This window comes from Terrabacter aeriphilus, from assembly GCF_039542985.1.
GTDB lineage: Bacteria > Actinomycetota > Actinomycetes > Actinomycetales > Dermatophilaceae > Terrabacter > Terrabacter aeriphilus.
In genome coordinates, this window is the sequence record NZ_BAABIW010000019.1 from 21224 (window position 1) to 44201 (window position 22978).

The window sequence follows — 22978 nt, forward strand, 5'->3', positions numbered from 1 at the left end:
CTGCAACCGGTGGGTCGGGCGGGCGTTGCCGTGCGACGGTGGTCGCTGCTACGAGTGGGTAGGGGGAGGCCATGCGCCACCCGCGAGTTGTGGGCGGCCCCGACGTCAGGAGAGTCACATGTCCACGGATGCCATCGTCCTGCTCAAGCAGGACCACCAGGAAGTGCGCAAACAGTTCCGCGCCTTCCGCAAGCAGGGCCAGTCTCCGGTGCAGAAGCAGGGCATCGTCGAGACGATCCTCGAACTGCTGACGGTGCACACCTACATCGAGAACGAGGTGATGTACCCCCGTGTGCGGGAGCTGCTGCCCGACCTCGAGGACGACGTGCTGGAGTCGTACGAGGAGCACCACGTCGCCGACGTGCTCTGCCTCGAGCTGTCGACCATGGACGCGACCGACGAGCGCTTCGATGCCAAGACCACGGTGCTCATCGAGAACGTCGAGCACCACATGGACGAGGAGGAGCAGGACTGGTTCCCCAAGGTGCGTGAGGGCTTGGGTCGCAAGGCGCTGCAGGAGCTCGGCGAGGAGCTGCTCGCTGCCAGGGAGCGGGCTCCGCGCCGGCCTGAGCAGCCGAGCGCGATGAAGAAGGCCATCGACGCCGTCGTGTCGTGAGGTCGTCGCGGTCGCGGCGGACACCGCGCCGCGGCCGTGCCGGTCGAGCCAGTGCTGCGGGCCGGTCATGGTGACGTGCCCGGCGATCTCGGCCAGCTGGCGTTCGAGGTGCTGGTTCGACGCCCTCAGCTGCGCGAGGGCCGGCGCCCTGCGTAGCCTGCCCCACGTCGAGGACTGAGTCCGGGCGGCCCGACGTCAGCGAGGCCGAGCCAGCGTGGCACTCGGTAGCAGGCCGTAGCGCGCCCGGTAGGCCGCGGCGAACCGGCCCTGGTGCCCGAACAGCCACGTCTGGGCGATGTCAGTGACGGAGTCGCCCCGTGCCGCGCTGCCCGCCACCAGGTCGAGATGGGCACGGCCCAGGCGCACGTGACGGAGGTAGGCGAGCGGCGTCGATCCGACGTCGGCGAAGGCGTACTGCATCGAGCGCACCGTGACGTGCGCTGACGCGGCGATCTCAGCAAGGCTCATCGCACTGGCCGCGTTCGCGTCCATGAAGGCACATGCCGTCCCCCGGGTGCGCCGTGCGGCGGTTTCCGTGAGCGCACCTCGGTCGGTGGGCGGAGGGACACCCGCGTCCTGCACCGTGCACCCTCTCTCCGTCCGGACCTGTCTTCCACGTACCCAAACCTCGGACGTCCGCGTTTTGGCTCCCGAGAACCGTTGGTGCGGCCGAGGCCTGCCCAGGGCGTGAGCCCGGGTTCTCCGGCGAGGACGGCGGGGGGGTCGAGCCGGGGCGCTCGGACGCCCGATCTCGGGTACGGGCGCACCATGGAGCCCGTACCCGCCACCCGTGACGCCCTCGACTGGCTGGCCGCCGCCGGCGACGAGCGAGCCGTGGTGGACCTCGAGGACGTCGTGGAGCGCGCCGAGGCGCTGGTCCCGGGCCTCGTCGGCCTCAGCCTCAGCTTTGCGCGCCGGGCGATCACGCTGACCTACGTGGCGGGGACGGCGGGATGCACGGCAGGGACGGCGCCCGAGCCGGGAGAAAGGCCGGCACGAGTCGCCGGTCGCGGTGACGGGTCGGCCAGGGGACCAGTGCCGCCCGGTCCAGCAGACCCGCTCGACGAGGACGCCTGGCAGCGCTCCGCGCAGGCCGAAGCCGCTCCGGGTGTCCTCAGCAGCCTCAGCCTCCCCATCGTCGACGGCGACCGGGTCGTCGGGGACCTCAGCCTCTACGGGAGTCGGCGCGACACGTTCGACACCTGCCGCGCCACGCTGGCCGAGAGGGTGGGTGGATGGGCGCCCGCAGCGGTCGCCAACGCCGACCTCACCTTCCGGAGCCGGGACGCCGCTGCCGAGGCGCCGCGGGTGCTTGCCGACGAGCGGACGGTGGCAGCCGCGGTGGCCGTGCTCGCCGCGACGCACGCCGTCAGCAGGGGCAGGACGCGGCGTCGGCTCGTGGAGGCGGCAGGACGCGCGGGCGTCCCGGTGATCGCCCTGGCCCGGCTCGTGCTCGAGGAGCGTGAGCGCGGCTGACGCAAGCACGCGCGACCGAGGTCTTCGTTTCGTGGCTGGCGCGATGCCTGCAGGGTGTGTGAAGGTCGAAGGACGCCGAGCGGTCGAACTACCGTGCCGACTCTGCCGTCCTCTGGACGGGGCAGCACCATGGCACGTTCCACCCACGCAGACAGGCGTACCGATCACCAGGTGCGCGACGACCTCACCCGAGAGCTCTTCGAGCGCCGGGGGGAGATCTCGACGCAGCTCGTCCAATCCATCGACGAGCAGATCGTCGAGCTCTACCTCCCACTGAGCGACGGGATGGCGCGCCGCTACGTCAACAAGGGCATCGAGGAGGAGGACCTCGTGCAGGTCGCGCGCCTCGCCCTCGTCAAGGCGATCAGCCGTTTCGACGTCGGCAACGGTTGCTCCTTCGCGGCTTTCGCCGTGCCGACCATCGCGGGCGAGCTCAAACGCCACTTCCGCGACCACGGCTGGATGGTGCGTCCGTCACGCCGCGTGCAGGAGCTGAGGATCTCCGCCCGCATCCGGCGGCGGGAGCTGGAGCAGGAACTCGGGCACACCCCCTCGCGCACCGAGCTCGCCGAGGAGCTCGGAGTGCCCGCGGAGATGCTGGCCGAGGCCGACGCCAACGACTCGAGCTTCCGTCCCCTCTCGATCGACGCGCCGACCGCGGGCGGCGACGAGACGACCCTTGGGGCCACGATCGCCGTCACGGATCCGGAGCTGGAGCAGGTCTGCGACCACGTCGCGCTCTCCGCGGCCCTGCGCGACCTCGACGACCGCACGCGCCGCGTGCTGCTCCTGCGCTTCGTCGACGAGGCCACGCAGCGCGAGATCGCCGACGAGGTGGGAGCGAGCCAGATGCAGGTCTCGAGGATGCTCAAGCGCGCGCTGGCTGGCCTGCGGGAAAGTATGGACGACGACCACCACGACGCCTCCGGAGTGGCGACCGACGCCGCGGCCCGCCGCGCCGTCTGACCGGAGCGCGTGCCATGCACCCTGCCGACGCGGAACGAGCAGCCCGCCGGAGCGTGACCCCCACCTCACCGCGTACGACGGCCCATCGACACCGCGAGCCGCTCTCACCTTCGTCGGCACGGCGACGACCGTGCTCGAGCTGGGGGCGTTCACCCTCCTCACCGACCCCAACTTCCTGCACTGCGGCCAGCGGGCCTACCTCGGCAAGGGGCTGTGGTCACGGCGCCTCACCGACCCCGCTCTCGGGATCGCCGACCTCCCCACCCTCGACGCCGTCGTGCTATCGCACCTGCACGGCGACCACTTCGACCGTGTGGCGCGACGCGACCTTCCCCGCGGGCAGCCCGTCGTCACGACGCCGCAGGCTGCCGGTCGGCTCGGGAGCTGGGGCTTCAGGACGCGGGGCCTCGAGCCGTGGCAGGCCACCGAGCTCGTGCGCGGCGACGAGCGGCTGACGATCACGGCGGTGCCGGGGATCCACGCGCGTGGTCTGCTTCGTGCCGCGCTGCCACCCGTGATGGGCTCCATGCTCGAGCACCGGGTCGACGGCCAGGTGCGGCACCGGCTCTACGTCAGCGGCGACACGCTGACCGGGGGCCACCTGGACGAGATCAGGATCCGGTTCCCGGCGGTCGACACGGCCGTCGTGCACCTGGGCGGCACGCGGGTGCTGCTGCACACCGTGACGATGGATGCCGTGCAGGGCGTCGACTTCCTCCGCCGCGTCCGCCCGGCCCAGGCGGTGCCGGTCCACCACGCCGACTACGGCGTGTTCCGCTCGCCCCTGCGCGACTTCCTGGCCTCGGCAGAGGGGACGGGCCCGACCCGCATGCGTCCGGTCGATCCCGGCCAGCGACTGGACCTGACGCGCCCGACCTGACGGGCCCGGGCTGACGCTTTGGACGTCACTCCGGCTTCATCCGCTCCGGCGGGATCAGCGCCGGTTCGCCCACACCCAGTCGTCGATCGCCTCGACGACCGTGTCGACGACGCCGTGCGCCGGCTCGAATCCGAGCACCCGCCGCGCCTTGTCCATCGAGAACATCGGCGCCCGGGCGAGGTGGTCGACCGTCAGCTCGGCCTGCTCCGGCGTCAGCGTGCCCTCGAACTCCGCCCACGGCAGGAACGTCAGCCGCGGCTCGTGGCCGAAGTGCCGCGCGAGCAGCTCGGCGTAGCCCCGCAGCGTCAGCGCCTCGGTGCAGACGCTGTTGAAGCTCTCCCCCGCCGCCGCCTCGGGCTGCTCGAGGCACGCCTGGTGGAGCCGGGCGACGTCCGCGGCGTGCACGTGGTGGATCGTCTCCCCTCCGCGGTCCGGCAGCACGCACGAGCCGTCGGCGCGCAGCCGGTCGATGACGGCCGGGTCGACGTTGCCGGTGGGTCCGATCGGCATCCAGCCCGGGCCGCTGATGTGCCCCGGGTGCACGACGCTCGCGCGGACCCGGCCCTGCGACATCAGGTAGGTCTCGACGGCGAGCTTGCCGACGCCGTAGTCGCCGTACGGCCGTTTGGGCGCGTCCTCGGTCGTCGGCACGAGGGTGCTCGGCCCGTAGGACCAGACGCTCCCCGTCTGCACGAGGTGCTGGCCGTCGAGCGCCTCGACGAGCTGGCGCGCCTGCTCGGGCGTGAAGCACGTCAGGTCGACCACGGCGTCGGGCCGCAGCCCGGCGACGAACGACCCGAAGGCACCGTCGGCCTCCGCGGCGGTGCGGTCGCACGCGCGCTGCTCGACCTGCTCCCACCGCGGGTCGGGCCGGTAGGGCCGGCTCGTCCCGCGCGTCACGACGACGACGTCGTGCCCCGCGCGCACGAGGTCCGGCACGAGGTAGGTGCCGATGTGTCCTGTCCCGCCGATGACGACCGTCCGCATGCCCGCCACCCTACGAGCGCGCCGCCCGCCGAGGGGCCCCGGGCCGCCGCCGCCTGTCAGCCCGAGGCCGTATGCCGGCCGGTGGCGTCAGCCCGCCAGGTGGCCCCAGCTCGGGCTGAGCTCGCGCCACGGTGCCGCCGCCACGACCCGCCCCGCGTCGAGGACGACGACGCGGTCGGCCTGGGCGAGCGCGGCCGCCTTGCTCGTGGCACCGATGACCGTGGCCCCGCCCGAGCGCAGCGCCGCCCACAGCTCGATCTCGGTCGCCGCGTCGAGCGCCGACGAGACGTCGTCGGCGAGGAGCAGGTCGCTCTCGCAGGCCACCGCGCGGGCGAGGGCGAGGCGCTGCACCTGACCGCCCGAGAGCCGCACGCCGCGGTGACCCACGAGCGAGTCCGGTCCGCCGGCCTCGGCGACGTCGCGCTCCATCCGGGCCGCCGCGAGGGACGGCTCGACGCGCCGGTCGGCGTGGTCGAGCGCGACGTTGTCGGTGAAGGTGCCGGAGAGCACGCGCGGCACCTGGGCGATGTGGGCCACGCGGCCCGGCCGCAGCTCGTCCTCCGGCGAGCTCAGCACGCGGCCGTTCCAGGCCACCTCGCCGGTGTGCGCGGTGAGCCCCGCGAGCGACGACAGCAGGCTCGACTTGCCCGACCCGACCTGGCCGAGGAGCAGCACGAGCTCGCCGGCCGCGACGGTCAGGTCGACGTGCTCGACGCCGACGGTGCCGTCGTCGTGCACGGCGGTGACGTCGCGCAGCGTGAGGGTGCGCAGCGGCTCGCGCTCGCCGGGACGGGGCGCCGCGGCGGCGCCCTGCACGAGGTCCATTCCCGTGGGGAGGTCCATCAGGTCGCCTCCACCGGCGAGCCGGCTCGTGGCGTTCATCCACGACCGCACCCCGGGGGCCTCGGTGACGACGGAGCCGGCGACCCGGCCGAACCAGTCGAAGCCACTGACCGCGTTGGCGACGAGCAGCGCGATCGCGAGGGTCCACGTGCCGTGGAGGTAGCCGGCCCAGGCGGCGACCACGCCGCACTGGACCATGACGACCGGCACGCCGTCGAGCAGGGCCTGCACCCGGTGCTCGCGCACCGCGGCGTCGACCCGCCCGCCGTCGACCCGGCGCAGGTGCTCGTGCACCTGCGGCGTGGCCGCGGCGAGCTTGACGGTGCGGATGGACTCGAGCGCCGACACGAGCGAGCGGCCGAACCCGGCACGGGCCGTCGAGGCCGCCGCGGCCGAGCGGCCGGCGACGGGTCGGCCGAGGGTGGAGGCGAGCGCCGAGACGACCATGACGACGAGCAGCACGGCGCCGGCCAGCCAGGAGCGGGCGATGAGGGCGGTCATGGCGGCCACGACGAGCCCGTTGACGAAGTCGACCCAGCGGTCGGTGTAGCGGGCGAGCCGGTCGGCATCCATGGTGCGGGCGACGACCTCGCCCGCCGGGGTGCGCTCGAGGCGGCGCTGGGCGGTCTGGCCGGCGAGCACGGCGGCGCGCACCCGCAGGCGGACCTCGACCCACCAGTGCGGGTAGGACCGGAACGCCTGCGACAGCACGAGCGGGCCGGCGACGAGCGAGACGACGAGCGCGGCGAGGCGCCACCCGGGGTTGCGTCCCTGCTGGAGGTCGGTGACGACGAGACCCCAGAACCAGCCGGTGACGGCCCCGAAGGCCCCGGTGACCGAGGCGACGAGGAAGAGGGAGGCGCCGAGCAGGCCCCACTGCGGCTGGATGCGCACGGCGTGCAGCACCTGCCGGGCGAGGCTGGGCGTCGGCGCGAGCGACGGGGGCGGCGGCGGGACGGTGCTGCGCCGCACCGACCCGATGGCCGCCGCGTCGTGGTGGTGCTCCTCGACGGCGACCTCGTGGGCGGCGGCGTCGAGCAGCCGGCGGAAGGGCCCGTCGGCGGCCGCGAGCTCGGCCCGTGGGCCCTGCTGCACCACGCGGCCCGACTCGAGCACGGCGACCTGCTCGGCCCGTTCGGTCGTCGAGAGGCGGTGCGCGACGAGGATGCCCGTGCGCCCGGAGATGAGCCGGTCGGCGGCCCGCACCACCCGGGCCTCGGTGACGGGGTCCATGCGCGCGGTGGCCTCGTCGAGCACGACGACCCTGACGTCGCGCACGAGCAGCCGGGCGAAGGCCACCAGCTGCTCCTCCCCGGCGGAGAGCGTGGTGCCGCCCGGACCGAGCATGGTGTCGAGCCCGTCGGGCAGCCCGGCCACCCAGTCGACGAGGCCGAGCTCGGCGACGGCGGCCTCGACTCGGGAACGCGGCACGTCGCCGAAGAGCGTCATGTTCTCGGCCAGCGTGCCGGCGAGCACCTCGGTGCGTTGCGTGACGACGCCGATGGCGGCCCGCAGCTGCTGGAGGTCGAGGTCGCGCACGTCGGTGCCCCCGAGGCGGACCGAGCCCCGCGGCGGCTCGACGGCGCGCGACAGGAGCGAGGCGAGCGTCGACTTGCCCGAGCCCGTGCGCCCCACGAGCGCGCACGTGTGGCCCGCAGGGACGACGAGGTCGACACCGCGCAGCGCGAAGGTGCCCGTGCCGTAGGAGAACTCGAGGCCCCGGAACTCGACGTCGAGCGGTCCCGCGGGCAGCGGCATACCTCCGGTGGGCTCGGCCGGCGAGGCGAGCATCGAGCGGAGTCGCAGGACGGCGCCGAAGCCCTCCTGCAGGTCGGGCAGGTGCCGCGCGAGCATGTCGACGCCGCCGACGAACATCGTCGTGACGAGGAAGAGCGTGACGAGGCGGGCCGTCGAGAGGGCGCCGCTGAGCACGAGGGCGGTGCCGACGACGGCGACCGCGGCGAGCGCGCCGTGGAGCAGACCACCGCTGCGCCGGGTGATCCGGGCCTCGACCTGGAGCACCCGGTCGAGCGCGGCGTGCACGCGAGCGGCCATCCGCGCGTTGCGGCCGAGCACGTGGGCCTGGCCGAGCGCCGTGCGCAGGTCGTCGCGGGCGGCGATGCCCTCCTCGGTGGAGGCGGCGTGGTCGGTCCACGCGGCCTCCTCGACGACCTTGCGCTCGGCGACCTGTGGCAGCAGCCGGCGCACGACCCAGTAGGTCGCGAGGCCGGTGAGCGGGAAGAGGATCGCAGCCGGCCACCAGGTGAGGCTCGCGACGATCCAGAGCGGCCCGGACGCGAGCGCCGTGCGCACGGCCTGCCACACGCCCCAGCGCATCAGCTGACCGACCTCCCACGTGTCGTCGTCGATGCGGTCGAGCACCTCGCCGACGGCCTGCTCCGACAGCTCCGAGAGCGGCTGGGCCATGGCCGCGTCGAGCAGGTCGGCCCGCAGCCGGCCCTCGGCCCGGTCGCACACCGTCGCCCACATCATCTTGGCGACGGTGTCGACGAGCGCTCCCCCGACGACGGCCGCCGCGAGCAGGAGCACGAGGGTCGAGGTGGGGTTCTCGGCGAGCCGACCCGCCACCATCGAGCCGAGCGACGCGGCGACGGCGCCGACGAGCGACATCGAGAAGCAGACGACCGTCAGGGGACGGCGCACCCGGCGCCAGTCGACCGGCGCACGGCCGGCCGGCACCCCTGACGGCGTGGCCGGTCCAGGCCTCGAGTCCCCGTTCGAGACCTGTGCCTCGTGCTGCCCCTGCGTCGTCGTGGTCACAATCACCGAACGCTACCGACGACCACCGACAGCGCGCCTCTCCTTTTGGTCCGGGGCCCGGCATACTTCGGCCTGACCGCCCCACCAGGGCCACCGAGCCGAGGAGCACCATGTCGACCGCCGAGCCCACGCTCATCGAGCTCACCGCCGACGGGCTCCTGCTCGAGGTCGTCACGGCCGGGGCCGCCGTGCGGCGCCTCGTGCTCGACGACGTCAGCGGACCTGTCGACGTCGTGCTCGGGTTCGCCGACCCGGCGCTCTACGGCACCGGCACCGACTACCTCGGGGCGACGATCGGGCGCGTCGGCAACCGGATCGCCGGCGGGCGGTTCACCCTCGACGGCGTCGAGGTCCGCGTGGACACGAACGAGGCGGGCAACACGCTGCACGGCGGCCCGGAGGGCTTCGACCGGCGCGAGTGGACGGTGCTCGACCGCGGGCCCGACCACGTGACCTTCGGCCTGCACAGCCCGGACGGCGACCAGGGCTTCCCCGGCGCGCTCGACGTCACGGTGACGTATGCCGTCGCGCCGGGTGTCGTGAGCATCGGCTACTCCGCGACGAGCGACCGCCCGACCCCGGTCAGCCTGACCAACCACACCTACCTCAACCTCGACGGCGAGGCCTCCGGCCGCGTCGACGACCACCACCTCAGGCTCTCCTCCGACGCCTTCACCGTCGTCGGTGCCGGGCTCGTGCCCACCGGGGAGCAGCGCGACGTCACGGGCACGCCCTTCGACTTCCGCACGTCCCGCCCCATCTCCGACGCCCTCTCGACCGACGACGAGCAGGTCGGCCTCGGCGGCGGCATCGACCACAACTTCGCGGTGCGCGGCACGGGGCTGCGCCACGTCGCCACCCTGCGCGGCACGTCGGGCCGCACGCTCGTCGTCGAGAGCGACCAGCCCGGCGTGCAGGTCTACACCGGAGCGCACTTCGACGGCACGGTCGTCGGGACGTCAGGCACGGCATACGGCCCCAACGCGGGAATCGCCTTGGAGACACAGGGTTTCCCCGATGCGCTCAACCACGCCGGCTTCCCGTCGAACGTGCTGCGCCCCGAAGAGACCTACGCGAGCACGACCACCTGGACGTTCAGCGCCTGAGCGCCCGACCACCCGGCTGACGTTCATCGGGCTCCCACCCCACGAGCAGGATCGCTGCCTAGCGTCGAGGGGTGGACGCTCGCCGCGGGAACGGAGCTCTGAGGACGGGACGGCTGCTCGTCGCGTTCGTCGCAGCAGCGCTCGTGGTGGGCGCGCTGGGCGCAGGGCTGGCGGCTCCCCCGCTCGCGGCCGTGGGCGCCCTCGCCTCGGCCGGTGTCACGGACTTCACCTCGCTGCCGTCGGTGCTCACGACGGCAGCGCCCGAGCAGCGCTCGCAGATCCTCGCCGCCGACGGCTCGCTCATCGTCGCCCCCGGCGACGAGGACCGCGTCGTCGTGCCGCTGGCGGCCGTCGCGCCGGTCATGCGGCAAGCCCAGGTCGCCATCGAGGACAGCCGGTTCTACGAGCACGGACCCGTCGACGTGCAGGGACTCGTGCGCGCCGCCGTGTCGGACCTGCGCACCGGCACCGCCGGCGAGGGCGCCTCGACCCTGACCCAGCAGCTCGTCAAGCTGACGCTGCAGTCGCAGGCGCTCGCGGCCGGCCACGACGCGGCGGCCGCCGCCGCCGTGGAGAAGACCTTGCCGCGCAAGCTGACCGAGCTGCGGTATGCCGCCGCGCTCGAGCGCGCGTGGAGCAAGGACCGCATCCTCGAGAGCTACCTCAACCTCGCCTACTACGGCGCCGGCGCCTACGGCGTCGAGGCGGCGGCCCTGCGCTACTTCGGCGTCCACGCCTCGGCCCTCACCCTGACCGAGGCGGCGACGCTGGCGGGTCTCGTGCAGAGCCCGAGCACCACGGACCCCGTGTCCCACCCGGCCGCAGCCAAGGCGCGCCGTGACGTCGTGCTCGGCCGGATGCTCGCGCTGCGGCTCGTCAGCCGCGCGCAGTGGCAGGCCGCCGTGCGCCGTCCGCTCGCCGCGGACCTGCACGTGACCCACGAGCCGACGACGTGCGCCAGCTCCGCTCACCCCTACTTCTGCTCGTTCGTCGTCAGCTGGCTCGAGCAGGAGCCCGAGCTCGGCCCGACCCGCCGGGCGCGGCGCGACCTGCTCTACCGGGGCGGACTCACCGTCCGCACGACGCTCGACCCGGCCGCCGAGCGGGACGTCGACCGGGCCCTGCAGGCGGTGGCCCCGCGCGGCAACGCGCTCGGTGTCGCGGCGGCGGCCTACGTGACCCGACCGGGGACCGGCGACGTCGTCGCGCTCGGGCAGGACACGGCATACGGCAGCGGGTCGTCAGCCGGCACGACGGAGCTCGACTACGCGGTCGACGCGCGCTACGGCGGGTCGAGAGGCTTCCAGTTCGGCTCGACGGCCAAGGCCTTCTCGCTCGTGACGGCGATGGAGCAGGGGCTCGGCACGGGCGCGAGCGTCGACGCGCCCGCTGCCGACAGCACGCACCCGGCAACGTTCCGCCCCAAGGACTTTCCCCAACCGTGCGGACTGTCGCGGCCGTGGCGCGTCTACAACGACGAGGCGTGGCACGGCGGCCGGATGCCGCTGACGACGGCGACCGAGCAGTCGACGAACACGGCCTTCGTGGCGCTCGCCGGTCGCATCGGGGTCTGCGCGATCCGGAGCACGATGACCGCCTTCGGCGTGCACGACGCGAGCGGCGGCCCGATCGGCACCTACCCGCCCCAGGTGGTGCTCGGCGCCCAGCAGGTGTCACCGCAGACGATGGCCGACGCGTATGCCGCCCTCGCCACCGGCGGCGTCCTGTGCCGCACGCGGCCGGTCACGAGCGTCACCCGCGCGGGCCGCACGCTGCTCGCCGTCGCCCAGACGTGCACCCGGGTCGCGGACGCGCACGCGGTGCGGCAGACGACGCAGCTCCTCGAGGACAACATGACCCACGGCTCCGGCATCCTCAACCAGCTCTCCGGGCGGCCGTCGGCGGGCAAGACCGGCACGTCGAACGCCAACGCGCAGTCGTGGTTCGTCGGCTACACCCCGCAGCTGGCGACGGCGGTCTGGGTGGGTAACCCGACGCAGCAGAACCGCCCGATGTTCGACGTGTCGATGGCGGGCAAGACGTGCGCCTCGATGACGGGCGCCTGCTACGCCGCCCCGATCTGGCGCCGCATCATGGACGCCGTCTCGAGCGGCCTCCCCGCCGTGCCGATGCCCTGAGGCCCGGGAGGCTCCGGTCGAGCACCCACCTCAGTGGGCGCGCGTCATCCGCGCCGTGCACGACGACGCGGTGACGAAGGGCTGCAGCTCGACACCGGCGTCGGGCTCCCCCACCGCGGCGAGCGTGCCCCTGAGCAGGCCGAGGTGTATGCCGCAGACGACCTCCGGGTGGTCGCGCGCCATGGCTGCGAACGGGCAGTCGTGCAGGGTGAGCTCGACCGAACGGCCGCGGTCAGCCGTCTGCAGCTCGGGCTCGTAGCCCCACTCGGCAAGGATGTCGACCGTGAGGCCCACCTTGCCGAGCCACGCCCCGGTCGTGCCGGCCGGGGCCCGCGTCGAGGCGTCCGCGCTGGTACGGTCGGCGACCCACCGCGCCCCGGCCTCTTCCGGGGCCACGCGCTCGCCGCCCTCGCGGGCCTGCGCCCACGTGGAGATCAGCAGCGCCGCGAAGGAGTCGAGAGCGTCCGCACCGCCGAGGCCCGGGGCGTGCGCCCCGGCCGTGCGATAGACCTTGCGGGGACGACCCACCCCACCGCGCCGCTCGCCGGCGACGAGTTGGCCCGCGGCGACGAGGCGCTCGAGGTGCCAGCGGGCCGTGGTCACGTGGATGCCGAGCAGGCGGCCGACCTGTGCCGCCGTCAGGCCGGAGCCGTCGGTGCGCGGGTCGCCGGACTCGGCCAGGACGAGGTCGAGCACCGCCCGTCGGGTGCCACCGACTCCCTCGGCGTCAGCCACCGCCTCCACCACCGCATCACGCATCAGGTCCTCCACCGTGGCGCTCGTTTACATGATTTGGAGGATAGTCGAACGAGCCGCGCTCCAGCGGGCGACCTCCTGGAGACGAGGCCGATGAGCGCGAGTCGGCCCGCTGGGCGGTCGGACTCGCTACTGTGAGGCGCGAGGGCCACCGTCCTCCGAACTCCGTCCGGCGGGGAGACGATGACGGTGACGCAGCATTTGGAGGACTCTCGAAAGGGCACTTCGCACGATGCGTCTCGACCCTTGATCGGCTGCGCTCCACCGCCACCGACGAGAGGTGCACTCGTGACCGCCGCACGACCCACGCCAGCGCTCGACGGGCCCGCGTCGGCCGCGCTCCTGCGCGCCGGCCGCTTCTTCACCCGCTGGGAGGAGTCCGACGACGGGCGGGCCGTCTACCGCTCGGGTGGGCGCGCCGGTGACGTCTTCTACCGCGACCGCTGGAGCCACGACAAGGTCGTGCGCTCGACCCACGGGGTCAACTGCACCGGCTCGTGCTCGTGGAAGGTCTACGTCAAGGACGGGATCATCACGTGGGAGACGCAGCAGACCGACTACCCCTCGGTCGGCCCCGACCGACCCGAGTACGAGCCTCGCGGTTGTCCGCGCGGTGCCGCGTTCTCCTGGTACACCTACTCCCCCACCCGGGTGCGCTACCCGTACGTGCGCGGCGTGCTGCTCGAGATGTACCGCGAGGCCAGGACGCGGCTCGGCGATCCCGTGGCGGCCTGGCACGAGATCACGACCGATCCCGACAAGCGACGCCGCTACCAGAGCGCTCGCGGCAAGGGCGGGCTCGTGCGCGCGTCGTGGGGCGAGGCCGTCGAGATCGCCGCCGCGGCGCACGTGCACACCATCAAGGAGTACGGCCCCGACCGGGTCGCCGGCTTCTCGCCGATCCCCGCCATGTCGATGGTCTCGCACTGCGTCGGCACACGCTTCATCCAGCTCATCGGCGGCGTCATGACGAGCTTCTACGACTGGTACGCCGACCTGCCCGTCGCGAGCCCCCAGGTCTTCGGCGACCAGACGGACGTGCCCGAGTCGGGCGACTGGTGGGACGCGACCTACCTCATGATGTGGGGGTCCAACGTCCCCGTGACCCGCACGCCCGACGCGCACTGGATGGCCGAGGTGCGCTACCGCGGCACGAAGGTCGTCACCGTCAGCCCCGACTACGCCGACAACACGAAGTTCGCCGACGAGTGGATGCCGGCCCAGGCGGGGACCGACGCCGCGCTCGCCATGGCGATGGGCCACGTGCTCCTCAAGGAGTTCTTCGTCGACCGTGAGGTCGACTTCTTCACCGACTACGTCCGCACCTACAGCGACCTTCCCTTCCTCGTCCGCCTCGACCCGCCCGACAAGGCGTATGCCGCGGCATCGGGTGACGCCGGCAGCGCAGCCCTCGTGGCCGGCAAGTTCCTCACGGCCGCCGACCTCGCCGACTCGGGAGCCGTCGTCCCCGACGAGGACGCCTGGAAGACGGTTCTCCTCGACCGCGCCACTGGTGAGCCGGTCGTGCCGAACGGCTCGATGGGCTTCCGCTACGCCGACTCCGGCAAGGGTCGGTGGAACCTCGACCTCGAGGGCGTCAGGCCCGCGTTGACGATGGCCGGTGACGGTGCCGAGGGCGCCACGGTCGAGAACGTCGAGGTGCTCCTGCCGGCCTTCGTCGAACCCGACGGCACCGGGTCGGTGCTGCGCCGCGGCGTGCCCGCCCGCCGGGTCGGCGGCCACCTCGTCACGACCGTCTACGACCTCATGCTCGCCCAGTACGGCGTCTCGCGGCAGGGCCTGCCGGGCAGCTGGCCCAACGGCTACGACGACGTGACAGCCCCCTACACGCCCGCCTGGCAGGCCGAGATCACTGGCGTCCCCGCCGAGCAGTGCATCCGCGTCGCGCGGGAGTTCGCAACGAACTCCGAGCAGTCGCAGGGTCGCTCGATGATCATCATGGGCGCCGGCATCTGCCAGTGGTTCCACGGCGACGCCACCTACCGCGCGATCCTGTCGCTGCTGGTGCTCACCGGGTGCATGGGCCGCAACGGTGGTGGTTGGGCGCACTACGTCGGGCAGGAGAAGTGCCGGCCGATCACCGGCTGGATCTCCCTCGCGAACGCGCTCGACTGGGGCCGCCCCCCGCGCACCATGACCGGCACGTCGTACTGGTACATGCACACCGACCAGTGGCGCAACGACGGCTACTCCGCCGACTCGCTGAACTCGCCTCTGGCCAGAGGCCATCTGGCCGGCAAGCACACGGCCGACACCATCGCGCAGTCCGCTCGGATGGGGTGGATGCCGTTCTACCCGCAGTTCGGCGCCAACCCGCTGCAGGTGGCCGAGGATGCGCAGGCCGCCGTCGACGCTGGCACCGCGGCCAGCCCCGCGGCATACGTCGCCGGCGCCCTGCACGACGGCTCGCTCACCTCGGCCATCGAGGACGTCGACGCCCCGGAGAACTGGCCGCGCACCCTCGTCCTCTGGCGCAGCAACCTCATGGGCTCCTCCGCCAAGGGCAACGAGTACTTCCTGCGCAACCTGCTCGGCACCCACCACAACGTCATGGGCAGCGAGAACCCCAACGCACCGAGGCCCTCCGAGGTGAAGTGGCATGACGAGGCGCCCGAGGGGAAGCTCGACCTGCTCCTCTCGGCCGACTTCCGCATGACGTCGACGACGTTGCTCTCCGACATCGTGCTGCCCGCGGCGACGTGGTACGAGAAGCACGACCTCAGCTCCACCGACATGCACCCGTTCGTGCACGCGTTCACGCCGGCCATCGACCCGCCCTGGGAGGCGAAGAGCGATTTCGAGCTCTTCCACCTGCTCGCCGAGAAGCTGTCGGAACTCGCGCGCACCCACCTCGGGGTGCGCAAGGACCTCGTCAGCGTGCCGCTCATGCACGACACACCCGGGGAGACTGCTCAGCCGGGCGGGCGCGCGGTCGACTGGCGGGCCACGGGTCAGCCCGGCACGCCGGGCAGGACGATGCCCGTCTTCCAGGTCGTCGAGCGCGACTACACCGCGATCAGCGAGAAGCTCGCCACCGTGGGCCCCCTCGCCGACAGCCTCGGCTTCACCGTCAAGAACGTCACCTATCGGGTCGAGGAGGAGGTGGCGCGGCTCGCCGCCACGAACGGCGTCATGCTCGGCGGCGCCGGTGACGGCCGGCCGGCGATCGACACCGACGAGAAGATGGCGGAGGCGATCCTCACCTTCTCCGGCACGACGAACGGCCGCCTCGCGGTGCAGGGCTTCCGCACCCTCGAGGAGCGGGTCGGCAAGAAGCTCGCCGACCTCGCGGAGGGGTCGGAGGAGAAGCACGTCACCTTCGCCGACACGCAGAGCGCGCCGGTCGCGGTCATCACCTCGCCCGAGTGGTCGGGCTCCGAGACCGGTGGCCGCCGGTACGCCCCCTTCACCGTCAACATCGAGCGGCTCAAGCCTTTCCACACCCTCACCGGTCGCATGCACTTCTACCTCGACCACGACTGGATGCAGGACCTCGGCGAGGCGCTGCCGATCTACCGCCCACCCCTCGACATGCACCGCCTCTTCGGCGAGCCGAAGCTGGGGCCCGACGGGTCGAAGCAGGTGACCGTCCGCTACCTGACGCCGCACTCGAAGTGGTCGATCCACTCGGAGTACCAGGACAACCTGCTCATGCTCTCGCTCTCACGCGGCGGCCCGACGGTGTGGATGAGCCCGCAGGACGCCGGCTCCATCGACGTTCTGGACAACGACTGGGTCGAATGCCTCAACACCAACGGCGTGCTCGTCGGCAGGGCGATCGTCAGCCCCCGCATGCCGGAGGGCGTCGTCTACGTCCACCACGCGCAGGAGCGCACGATCGACGTTCCGAAGTCGGAGGCGACCGGTCGCCGCGGTGGCATCCACAACTCGGTGACCCGGCTCCTCGTCAAGCCGACCCACCTCATCGGCGGCTACGCCCAGCTGTCCTACACGTTCAACTACCTCGGGCCGACGGGCAACCAACGCGACATGGTCTCGACGGTGCGCAAGCGCGCGCAGGAGGTGACGTACTGATGCGTGTCATGGCCCAGATGGGCATGGTGATGAACCTCGACAAGTGCATCGGGTGCCACACGTGCTCGGTCACCTGCAAGCAGGCGTGGACCAACCGCGCGGGCACCGAGTACGTCTGGTTCAACAACGTCGAGACGCGCCCGGGACAGGGGTATCCGCGCCGCTACGAGGACCAGGAGACGTGGAAGGGCGGCTGGACCCTCACCCGCCGCGGCAGCCTCAAGCTCAAGGCGGGCGGCCGGGTCCAGAAGCTGCTCGGCATCTTCGCGAGCCCCGTGCAGCCCCAGCTCGCCGACTACTACGAGCCGTGGACCTACGACTACCAGACCCTCATCGAGGCACCCCTCGGTGACGACTTCCCGGTCGCCCGGCCCAAGTCGCTCATCACCGGTGAGAACACGAAGATCACGTGGTCGGCCAACTGGGACGACAACCTCGGCGGCGCGAGCGAGATGGGCCATCTCGACCCCATCGTCGCCAAGCTCAACGCCTCGGTGCGCCGCGAGTCGGAGGAGAAGGTCCGCTTCGAGCTCGAGAAGACCTTCATGTTCTACCTCCCGCGCATCTGCGAGCACTGCCTCAACCCGTCGTGCATGGCCTCGTGCCCGTCCGGCGCGATCTACAAGCGCGAGGAGGACGGCATCGTCCTCGTCGACCAGGACCGGTGCCGAGGCTGGCGGCAGTGCATCACCGGGTGCCCGTACAAGAAGATCTACTTCAACCACAAGAGCGGCAAGGCCGAGAAGTGCACCTTCTGCTACCCCCGCGTCGAGGTGGGCCTGCCGACGGTCTGCTCCGAGACGTGCGTCGGGAGACTGCGCTACCTCGGGCTCTTCCTCTACGACGCCGACCGGGTCACGGCGGCCGCCGCCACCCCGCAGGAGGGCGACCTCTACGAGGCTCAGCTCGACCTCCTGCTCGACCCCGAGGACCCTGAGGTCGTCGCCGCGGCCCGCCGCGACGGCATCCCCGACGACTGGATGGATGCGGCGCGGCGCTCGCCCGTCTACGCGCTCGCCAAGACCTACCGGGTGGCTCTCCCGCTCCACCCGGAGTACCGCACGATGCCGATGGTCTGGTACGTCCCACCCCTCTCGCCGATCGTCGACGTGCTGTCGTCGCAGGGTCACGACGCCGAGGATCGCACCGTGCTCTTCGGCGCGATCGACGCGCTACGCATCCCGGTCGACTACCTCGCCGAGCTCTTCACCGCCGGCCGGAGCGACATCATCACCGGCGTGCTGCAGAAACTGGCAGCGATGCGGGCCTACATGCGCGACGTGTCGCTCGGCCGCGACGGTGACCCCGCGATCCCGGAGGCCGTCGGCATGAGCGAGGAGTCGCTCTACGAGATGTATCGCCTCATGGCGATCGCGAAGTACGCCGATCGCTATGTCATCCCGACCGCCCACGTCGAGCGCGCCCACGAGCTCGAGGAGATCGGCTGCTCGCTCGACTTCGACGAGGGTCCGGGGATGTACGAGTCGGGCCCCTTCGGCGAGGCGAGCGGACGACCTGCGCCGGTGGCCGTCGAGACGTTCAACGCCCTCAAGCAGCGGCAGACGTCCGACTCGGCCATGGCCACGACCGAGTCCGGCTCCTTGACGGGTCGGGTCAACCTGCTCAACTGGGACGGCAACGGCGCTCCCCCGGGGCTCTTCCCCGGCCGTCCGGGCGGGGACGCACCGTGATCGGCCTGCGCCGTCGGGCGGCAGCACGGGACGACCGCGTCGTGCACCTCGTGGCCGGGCGATGCCTCGACTACCCCTCCGCCGAGCTCGTCGCCGACCTCCCCTCGATGCGCGATGCCCTGGCGGAGCGCGGCGACTCGGCCTTCGTCACCGGCTTGGCGGGTCTCGTCGCCCACCTCGGCCAAACCGACCTGCCTGACCTCCAGCAGACCTACGTCGACACCTTCGACCTGAGCCGCAAGCACGCCCTCTACCTGTCGTACTGGACCGACGGCGACACCCGCCGACGCGGCGAGGTGCTGGGACGGTTCAAGACGGCATACCGCAGCAGTGGAGCCGTCGTGGACACGCACGGAGAGCTGCCCGACTACCTCCCGATGGTGCTCGAGTTCGCGGCACGCGTGGACGCCGCCACCGGCGTGGCGCTGCTGCAGGAGTACCGCGCCAGCCTGGAGCTGCTGCGGATCGCCCTGCAGGAGAACAAGAGTCCGTATGCCGCCGCGGTCGTCGCCGTGTGCGCGACCCTTCCCGGGGAGTCGCCACCCGACCGCGCCGCGGTCATGGAAATGGTCGGCCTGAGCGGGCCGCACCCGACGGAGTCGGTCGGGCTCGAGCCCTACGACCCGAGACTCCTTCCGCTGCAACCGGTCTCGTCCGGTGCGCCGACGGGAGTGGCCTTGTGAGCACCTTCCTCTGGGGCGTCCTGCCCTACCTCTGCATCGCGAGCCTCGTCGGCGGAACGGTCTGGCGCTATCGGTACGACAAGTTCGGCTGGACGACCCGCTCGTCCCAGCTCTACGAGTCGCGCCTGCTGCGGATCGGCTCCCCCCTCTTCCACTTCGGCATCCTGCTCGTCCTCGTCGGTCACGTCGGCGGACTCGTCATCCCCGAGTCGTGGACCGAGGCCGTCGGTGTCAGCGAGGGGCTGTACCACTTCAACGCACTGCTCTTCGGCGGACTCGCGGGCGTCTGCACGCTCGTCGGGATCCTCATCCTCGTCTACCGGCGCCGCACGACCGGGCCGGTCTTCATGGCGACGACGAAGAACGACAAGCTGATGTACGTCCTGCTCGTCGCCGCCATCGTCCTCGGCCTCTGGACGACCCTCGTCAGCGTGGGCGCAGGCAGCGAGGCGCACAACTACCGCGAGACCGTCTCGCCGTGGTTCCGCTCGGTGCTGCTGCTGCGCCCCGACGTCGCAGCCATGGCGGGGGCGCCGGTCCAGTTCCACGTGCACGCCTTCGTCGGCATGCTGCTCTTCGCCCTCTGGCCGTTCACCCGCCTGGTGCACGCGTTCACCGCGCCCGTGCACTACCTCTTCCGCCCCTACATCGTCTACCGCTCCCGCGACCGCGGGACGACCGGCGCCCGTTCGGCCCGACCGGGCTGGAGCAGCGTCGGGACCCCGGACCGCGAGCAGCACGAGGAGACCCGATGAGTCGCACGGCGGCACCGACCACGCCGGCCACCACCCTGGACCTCTCGGGGCAGGGCCGCAACCTCGCCCTCGCCCTCTTCGCGTTCACCGTGACCTTCTGGGCGTGGAACATCATCGGCCCCCTCGGGGTGCGCTACACCGAGCAGCTCGGCCTGACGAGCAGCCAGAAGGCGCTCCTCGTCGCCACGCCCGTGCTCGTGGGCTCCGTGGGCCGCATCCTCGCGGGCGCGCTCACCGACCGCCTCGGCGGACGCGTCATGTTCCCGGTGCTCACCCTCCTCAGCGTGCCCTTCGTGCTGCTCGTCGCGGTGGCCGGCAACGCGCGGTCCTACACCCTGCTGCTCGTCTTCGGCTTCTTCCTCGGCATCGCCGGCACGACCTTCGCCGTGGGCATCCCCTTCGTCAACGCGTGGTTCACGGCCGACCGGCGCGGCTTCGCCACCGGCCTCTTCGGCGCCGGCATGGGCGGCACGGCGCTGTCGGCCTTCTTCACGCCCCGGTTCGTCACGTGGTTCGGCTACACGGCGACGCACGTGATCCTCGCCGCCGCCCTCGTCGTCACGGCGGCGATCTGCTGGGTCGCCATGCGCAACTCGCCGCTGTGGTCGCCGAACACCGACCCCGTCGTGCCGAAGCTGCGCGCGGCGCTGCGGCTGCCCATCACCTGGCAGATGTCGTTCCTCTACGCCGTGGCGTTCGGCGGGTTCGTCGCCTTCTCGACCTACCTGCCGACCTACCTCAAGGACGTCTACGCCTTCGACCTCACCGCGGCCGGCACCCGGACCGCGGGCTTCGCCATCGCCGCCGTCGTCGCGCGCCCGATCGGCGGCGTGCTCAGCGACCGCGTCGGGCCGCGGGCGGTGCTCGGCGTCTCACTCGCGGGCACAGCCGTCCTCGCCGTGGTGCTCGCCTTCCGTCCTCCGCTCGAGCTGCCGGCCGGCGCGGCATTCGTCGCGATGGCCTTCTTCCTCGGACTCGGCACCGGCGGGGTCTTCGCGTGGGTGGCCAGGGCTGCGCCGCCCGAGCGGGTCGGCAGCGTGACCGGGCTCGTCGGGGCCGCGGGCGGCCTCGGCGGCTACTTCCCCCCGCTGGTGCTCGGCGCGACGTACGAGAGGGTGCTGCCGGCATACGGCGTCGGGCTCGTGCTGCTCACGGTGGTGGCCGTCGCCGCCCTCGCCTTCTCGCAGCTCGGCATCCGGTCCAAGGCACCTTGACGCGATCTTGACGCCGCCGCGACCCACCCGGTCACAGGCGGTGGGCGCGGACTGGGAGGATGTCGGCTCGTGGACCATCCAACGACCGGCGCCCGGCGGGGCGCGGCGACCCTCGCCCTCGGGGCCCTCGGCGTCGTCTTCGGCGACATCGGCACCTCGCCGCTCTACGCCCTCCAGACCGTCTTCTCCATCGACCACAACACGGTGGCGGCGACGCCCGACGACGTCTACGGCGTCATCTCCCTCGTCTTCTGGTCGATCACGCTCGTCGTGTCGGTCAAGTACGTCGTCTTCATCCTCCGCGCCGACAACGACGGCGAGGGCGGCGTCATGGCCCTCGCCGCGCTCGCCCGCACCGCGGTGCGCCCGCACGGGCGGCGGTTCGGGCTCGTCATGCTGCTCGGCGTGCTCGGCGCCTCGCTCTTCTACGGCGACAGCGTCATCACGCCCGCGATCTCGGTCATGTCGGCCATCGAGGGACTCTCGGTCGGCGCCCCCTCGCTCGCGCACCTCGTCGTGCCGATCGGGGCGGTCATCATCACGGCGCTCTTCGCGACCCAGCGCTTCGGCACCGCCGTCGTCGGCCGGCTCTTCGGCCCCGTCATGGCGCTGTGGTTCGTCGTGCTCGCCGTGCTCGGCCTCGGCCAGGTCGTGCGCGACCCCGCGATCATCACCGGCCTGTCACCGCACCACGCCGTCGCCTTCGTCGTGCAGCACCCGTTCGTCGCCTTCGTCGCGATGGGTGCGGTCGTGCTCTCGATCACCGGCGCCGAGGCGCTGTATGCCGACATGGGCCACTTCGGGCGCGGCCCGATCCGCCGCGCGTGGTTCGTCGTCGTCTTCCCCGCCCTGACGCTCAACTACCTCGGGCAGGGTGCGCTCATCCTCGAGGACCCGGCGGCCGCCGAGAGCCCGTTCTTCCGGCTGGCTCCCGAGGCGCTGCGCCTGCCGCTCGTCGTGCTCGCGACCATCGCGACCGTCATCGCCTCCCAGGCCGTCATCTCGGGCGCCTACTCCGTCTCGCGCCAGGCCGAGCGGCTCGGCTACCTGCCGCGGCTCACGGTGCTGCACACCTCGAAGCAGGAGCGCGGCCAGATCTACGTGCCGGCGGTCAACTGGAGCCTCTTCGTCGGGGTCGTGCTGCTGCTCGTGACGTTCCAGTCCTCCGAACGGCTCGCCACGGCATACGGCCTCGCCGTGACGGGGACGTTCCTCATCACGACGACCCTCTTCCTCATCTACGCCCAGAGCGCGTGGGGCTGGAGCCGTGGACGGCTGCTCGCCCTCGGCGTGCCGCTGGCGCTGCTCGAGCTGACGTACTTCGGCGCGAACGTCACCAAGCTCTTCCACGGCGGCTGGCTGCCCGTGCTCATCGCCCTGCTCGTCGCGACGGTCATGCTGACGTGGCAGCGCGGCCGCACGCTCGTGACGCAGCGGCGCTCGGAGATGGAGGGCCCGCTCGAGCCGTTCGTCGACTGGCTGCACGAGGACCCCGTCACCAAGGTGCCCGGCACGGCGGTCTTCCTCCACCCCGACAAGCACTCGACCCCCTTGGCCCTGCGCGAGAACGCGATGTTCAACCACGTCATCCACGAGACGGTGCTCGTCGTCAGCACGAGCGCCGAGAACGTGCCCTTCGTGGCCGACGAGGAACGCGTCGTGCTCGACCACCTCGGTGACCCCTACGACGCAATCACCCACCTGACGCTGCGCTTCGGGTTCCAGGAGGACCAGGACGTGCCGCGGGCGCTCGGGGTGGCGCGCGACCTCGGGATCATCGACGTCGACCCCGACACCGCCTACTACTTCCTCTCGCGCATCACGCTCCAGCGCGGGCCCGGCGCCGAGATGGGGGCCTGGCGCAAGCGCCTCTTCCTCGGCCTCGCGCACAACGCCGCGTCCCCCACCCAGTACTTCCGGCTGCCCGAGGACCGCACCGTGGCCATGGGTGCGGCGGTGGTGCTCTAGGTGTACTCGGCCTGGACGTTGGTGACACGTAGGCGTTGACGATGAGGAGAACCTCCGGGTGA

General features: G+C 72.3%; 16 protein-coding genes. 12 read left to right on the top strand and 4 right to left on the bottom strand.

Annotation, left to right across the window (positions count from 1 at the left end):
• Nucleotides 1–118 precede the first annotated feature (118 nt).
• A complete protein-coding gene (locus ABD979_RS15360; RefSeq protein ID WP_345508372.1) occupies nt 119–616 on the top strand; it encodes a hemerythrin domain-containing protein in 498 nt (165 codons plus the stop codon).
• A 195-nt stretch (nt 617–811) separates the two neighbouring features.
• On the opposite strand, the gene ABD979_RS15365 is transcribed toward ABD979_RS15360, so the two are convergent.
• Nucleotides 812–1108 (bottom strand): helix-turn-helix domain-containing protein, encoded by a 297-nt coding sequence (locus ABD979_RS15365; protein WP_345508374.1) that lies wholly within the window; start codon nt 1106–1108, stop codon nt 812–814.
• Between the two features lie 276 nt (nt 1109–1384).
• Between ABD979_RS15365 and ABD979_RS15370 the strand changes: the two genes are divergently transcribed.
• The 3 genes from ABD979_RS15370 to ABD979_RS15380 all read left to right on the top strand — a co-directional run bounded on the left by ABD979_RS15370 (nt 1385) and on the right by ABD979_RS15380 (nt 3938).
• Nucleotides 1385–2092: a hypothetical protein gene (locus ABD979_RS15370; protein WP_345508375.1), complete on the top strand. Its 708-nt coding sequence runs from the start codon at nt 1385–1387 to the stop codon at nt 2090–2092.
• Between the two features lie 171 nt (nt 2093–2263).
• Nucleotides 2264–3058 carry a sigma-70 family RNA polymerase sigma factor gene (locus ABD979_RS15375; protein WP_345508376.1) on the top strand — a complete coding sequence of 265 codons (795 nt, stop codon included), beginning with the start codon at nt 2264–2266 and terminating at the stop codon, nt 3056–3058.
• On the top strand, nt 2976–3938 hold the full coding sequence (locus ABD979_RS15380) for an MBL fold metallo-hydrolase (RefSeq protein WP_345508387.1): 963 nt from the start codon (nt 2976–2978) through the stop codon (nt 3936–3938). Before ABD979_RS15375 ends, ABD979_RS15380 begins: the two co-directional genes overlap by 83 nt.
• A 54-nt stretch (nt 3939–3992) precedes the next feature.
• Here the strand turns inward: ABD979_RS15380 and ABD979_RS15385 are convergent, their stop codons facing one another.
• Together ABD979_RS15385 and ABD979_RS15390 are read right to left on the bottom strand one after the other, a co-directional pair.
• Nucleotides 3993–4925 carry an NAD-dependent epimerase/dehydratase family protein gene (locus ABD979_RS15385; RefSeq protein ID WP_345508377.1) on the bottom strand — a complete coding sequence of 311 codons (933 nt, stop codon included), beginning with the start codon at nt 4923–4925 and terminating at the stop codon, nt 3993–3995.
• 87 nt (nt 4926–5012) lie between these two features.
• On the bottom strand, nt 5013–8399 hold the full coding sequence (locus tag ABD979_RS15390) for an ATP-binding cassette domain-containing protein (RefSeq protein WP_345508388.1): 3387 nt from the start codon (nt 8397–8399) through the stop codon (nt 5013–5015).
• A gap of 260 nt (nt 8400–8659) precedes the next feature.
• Between ABD979_RS15390 and ABD979_RS15395 the strand changes: the two genes are divergently transcribed.
• Nucleotides 8660–9655 (top strand): aldose epimerase family protein, encoded by a 996-nt coding sequence (locus tag ABD979_RS15395; protein ID WP_345508378.1) that lies wholly within the window; start codon nt 8660–8662, stop codon nt 9653–9655.
• 71 nt (nt 9656–9726) lie between these two features.
• The gene (locus tag ABD979_RS15400; RefSeq protein ID WP_345508379.1) at nt 9727–11793 is read left to right on the top strand and encodes a transglycosylase domain-containing protein; all 2067 of its coding nucleotides are present in this window, start codon (nt 9727–9729) and stop codon (nt 11791–11793) included.
• Between the two features lie 30 nt (nt 11794–11823).
• On the opposite strand, the gene ABD979_RS15405 is transcribed toward ABD979_RS15400, so the two are convergent.
• A complete protein-coding gene (locus ABD979_RS15405) occupies nt 11824–12552 on the bottom strand; it encodes a helix-turn-helix transcriptional regulator (RefSeq protein WP_345508380.1) in 729 nt (242 codons plus the stop codon).
• Nucleotides 12553–12837: 285 nt separating this feature from the next.
• On the opposite strand from ABD979_RS15405, the gene ABD979_RS15410 reads away from it, so the two are divergent.
• The 6 genes from ABD979_RS15410 (at nt 12838) to ABD979_RS15435 (ending at nt 22916) form a co-directional block, all read left to right on the top strand.
• Nucleotides 12838–16605: a nitrate reductase subunit alpha gene (locus tag ABD979_RS15410; RefSeq protein ID WP_345508381.1), complete on the top strand. Its 3768-nt coding sequence runs from the start codon at nt 12838–12840 to the stop codon at nt 16603–16605.
• The gene (gene narH / locus ABD979_RS15415; RefSeq protein ID WP_345508382.1) at nt 16605–18296 is read left to right on the top strand and encodes a nitrate reductase subunit beta; all 1692 of its coding nucleotides are present in this window, start codon (nt 16605–16607) and stop codon (nt 18294–18296) included. Before ABD979_RS15410 ends, narH begins: the two co-directional genes overlap by 1 nt.
• Nucleotides 18293–18979 carry a nitrate reductase molybdenum cofactor assembly chaperone gene (gene narJ, locus ABD979_RS15420; protein ID WP_345508383.1) on the top strand — a complete coding sequence of 229 codons (687 nt, stop codon included), beginning with the start codon at nt 18293–18295 and terminating at the stop codon, nt 18977–18979. Before narH ends, narJ begins: the two co-directional genes overlap by 4 nt.
• On the top strand, nt 18976–19734 hold the full coding sequence (gene narI / locus ABD979_RS15425) for a respiratory nitrate reductase subunit gamma (protein WP_345508384.1): 759 nt from the start codon (nt 18976–18978) through the stop codon (nt 19732–19734). Before narJ ends, narI begins: the two co-directional genes overlap by 4 nt.
• On the top strand, nt 19731–20948 hold the full coding sequence (locus ABD979_RS15430; RefSeq protein WP_345508385.1) for an MFS transporter: 1218 nt from the start codon (nt 19731–19733) through the stop codon (nt 20946–20948). Before narI ends, ABD979_RS15430 begins: the two co-directional genes overlap by 4 nt.
• 69 nt (nt 20949–21017) lie before the next feature.
• Nucleotides 21018–22916 carry a potassium transporter Kup gene (locus tag ABD979_RS15435; RefSeq protein WP_345508386.1) on the top strand — a complete coding sequence of 633 codons (1899 nt, stop codon included), beginning with the start codon at nt 21018–21020 and terminating at the stop codon, nt 22914–22916.
• Nucleotides 22917–22978 lie beyond the last annotated feature (62 nt).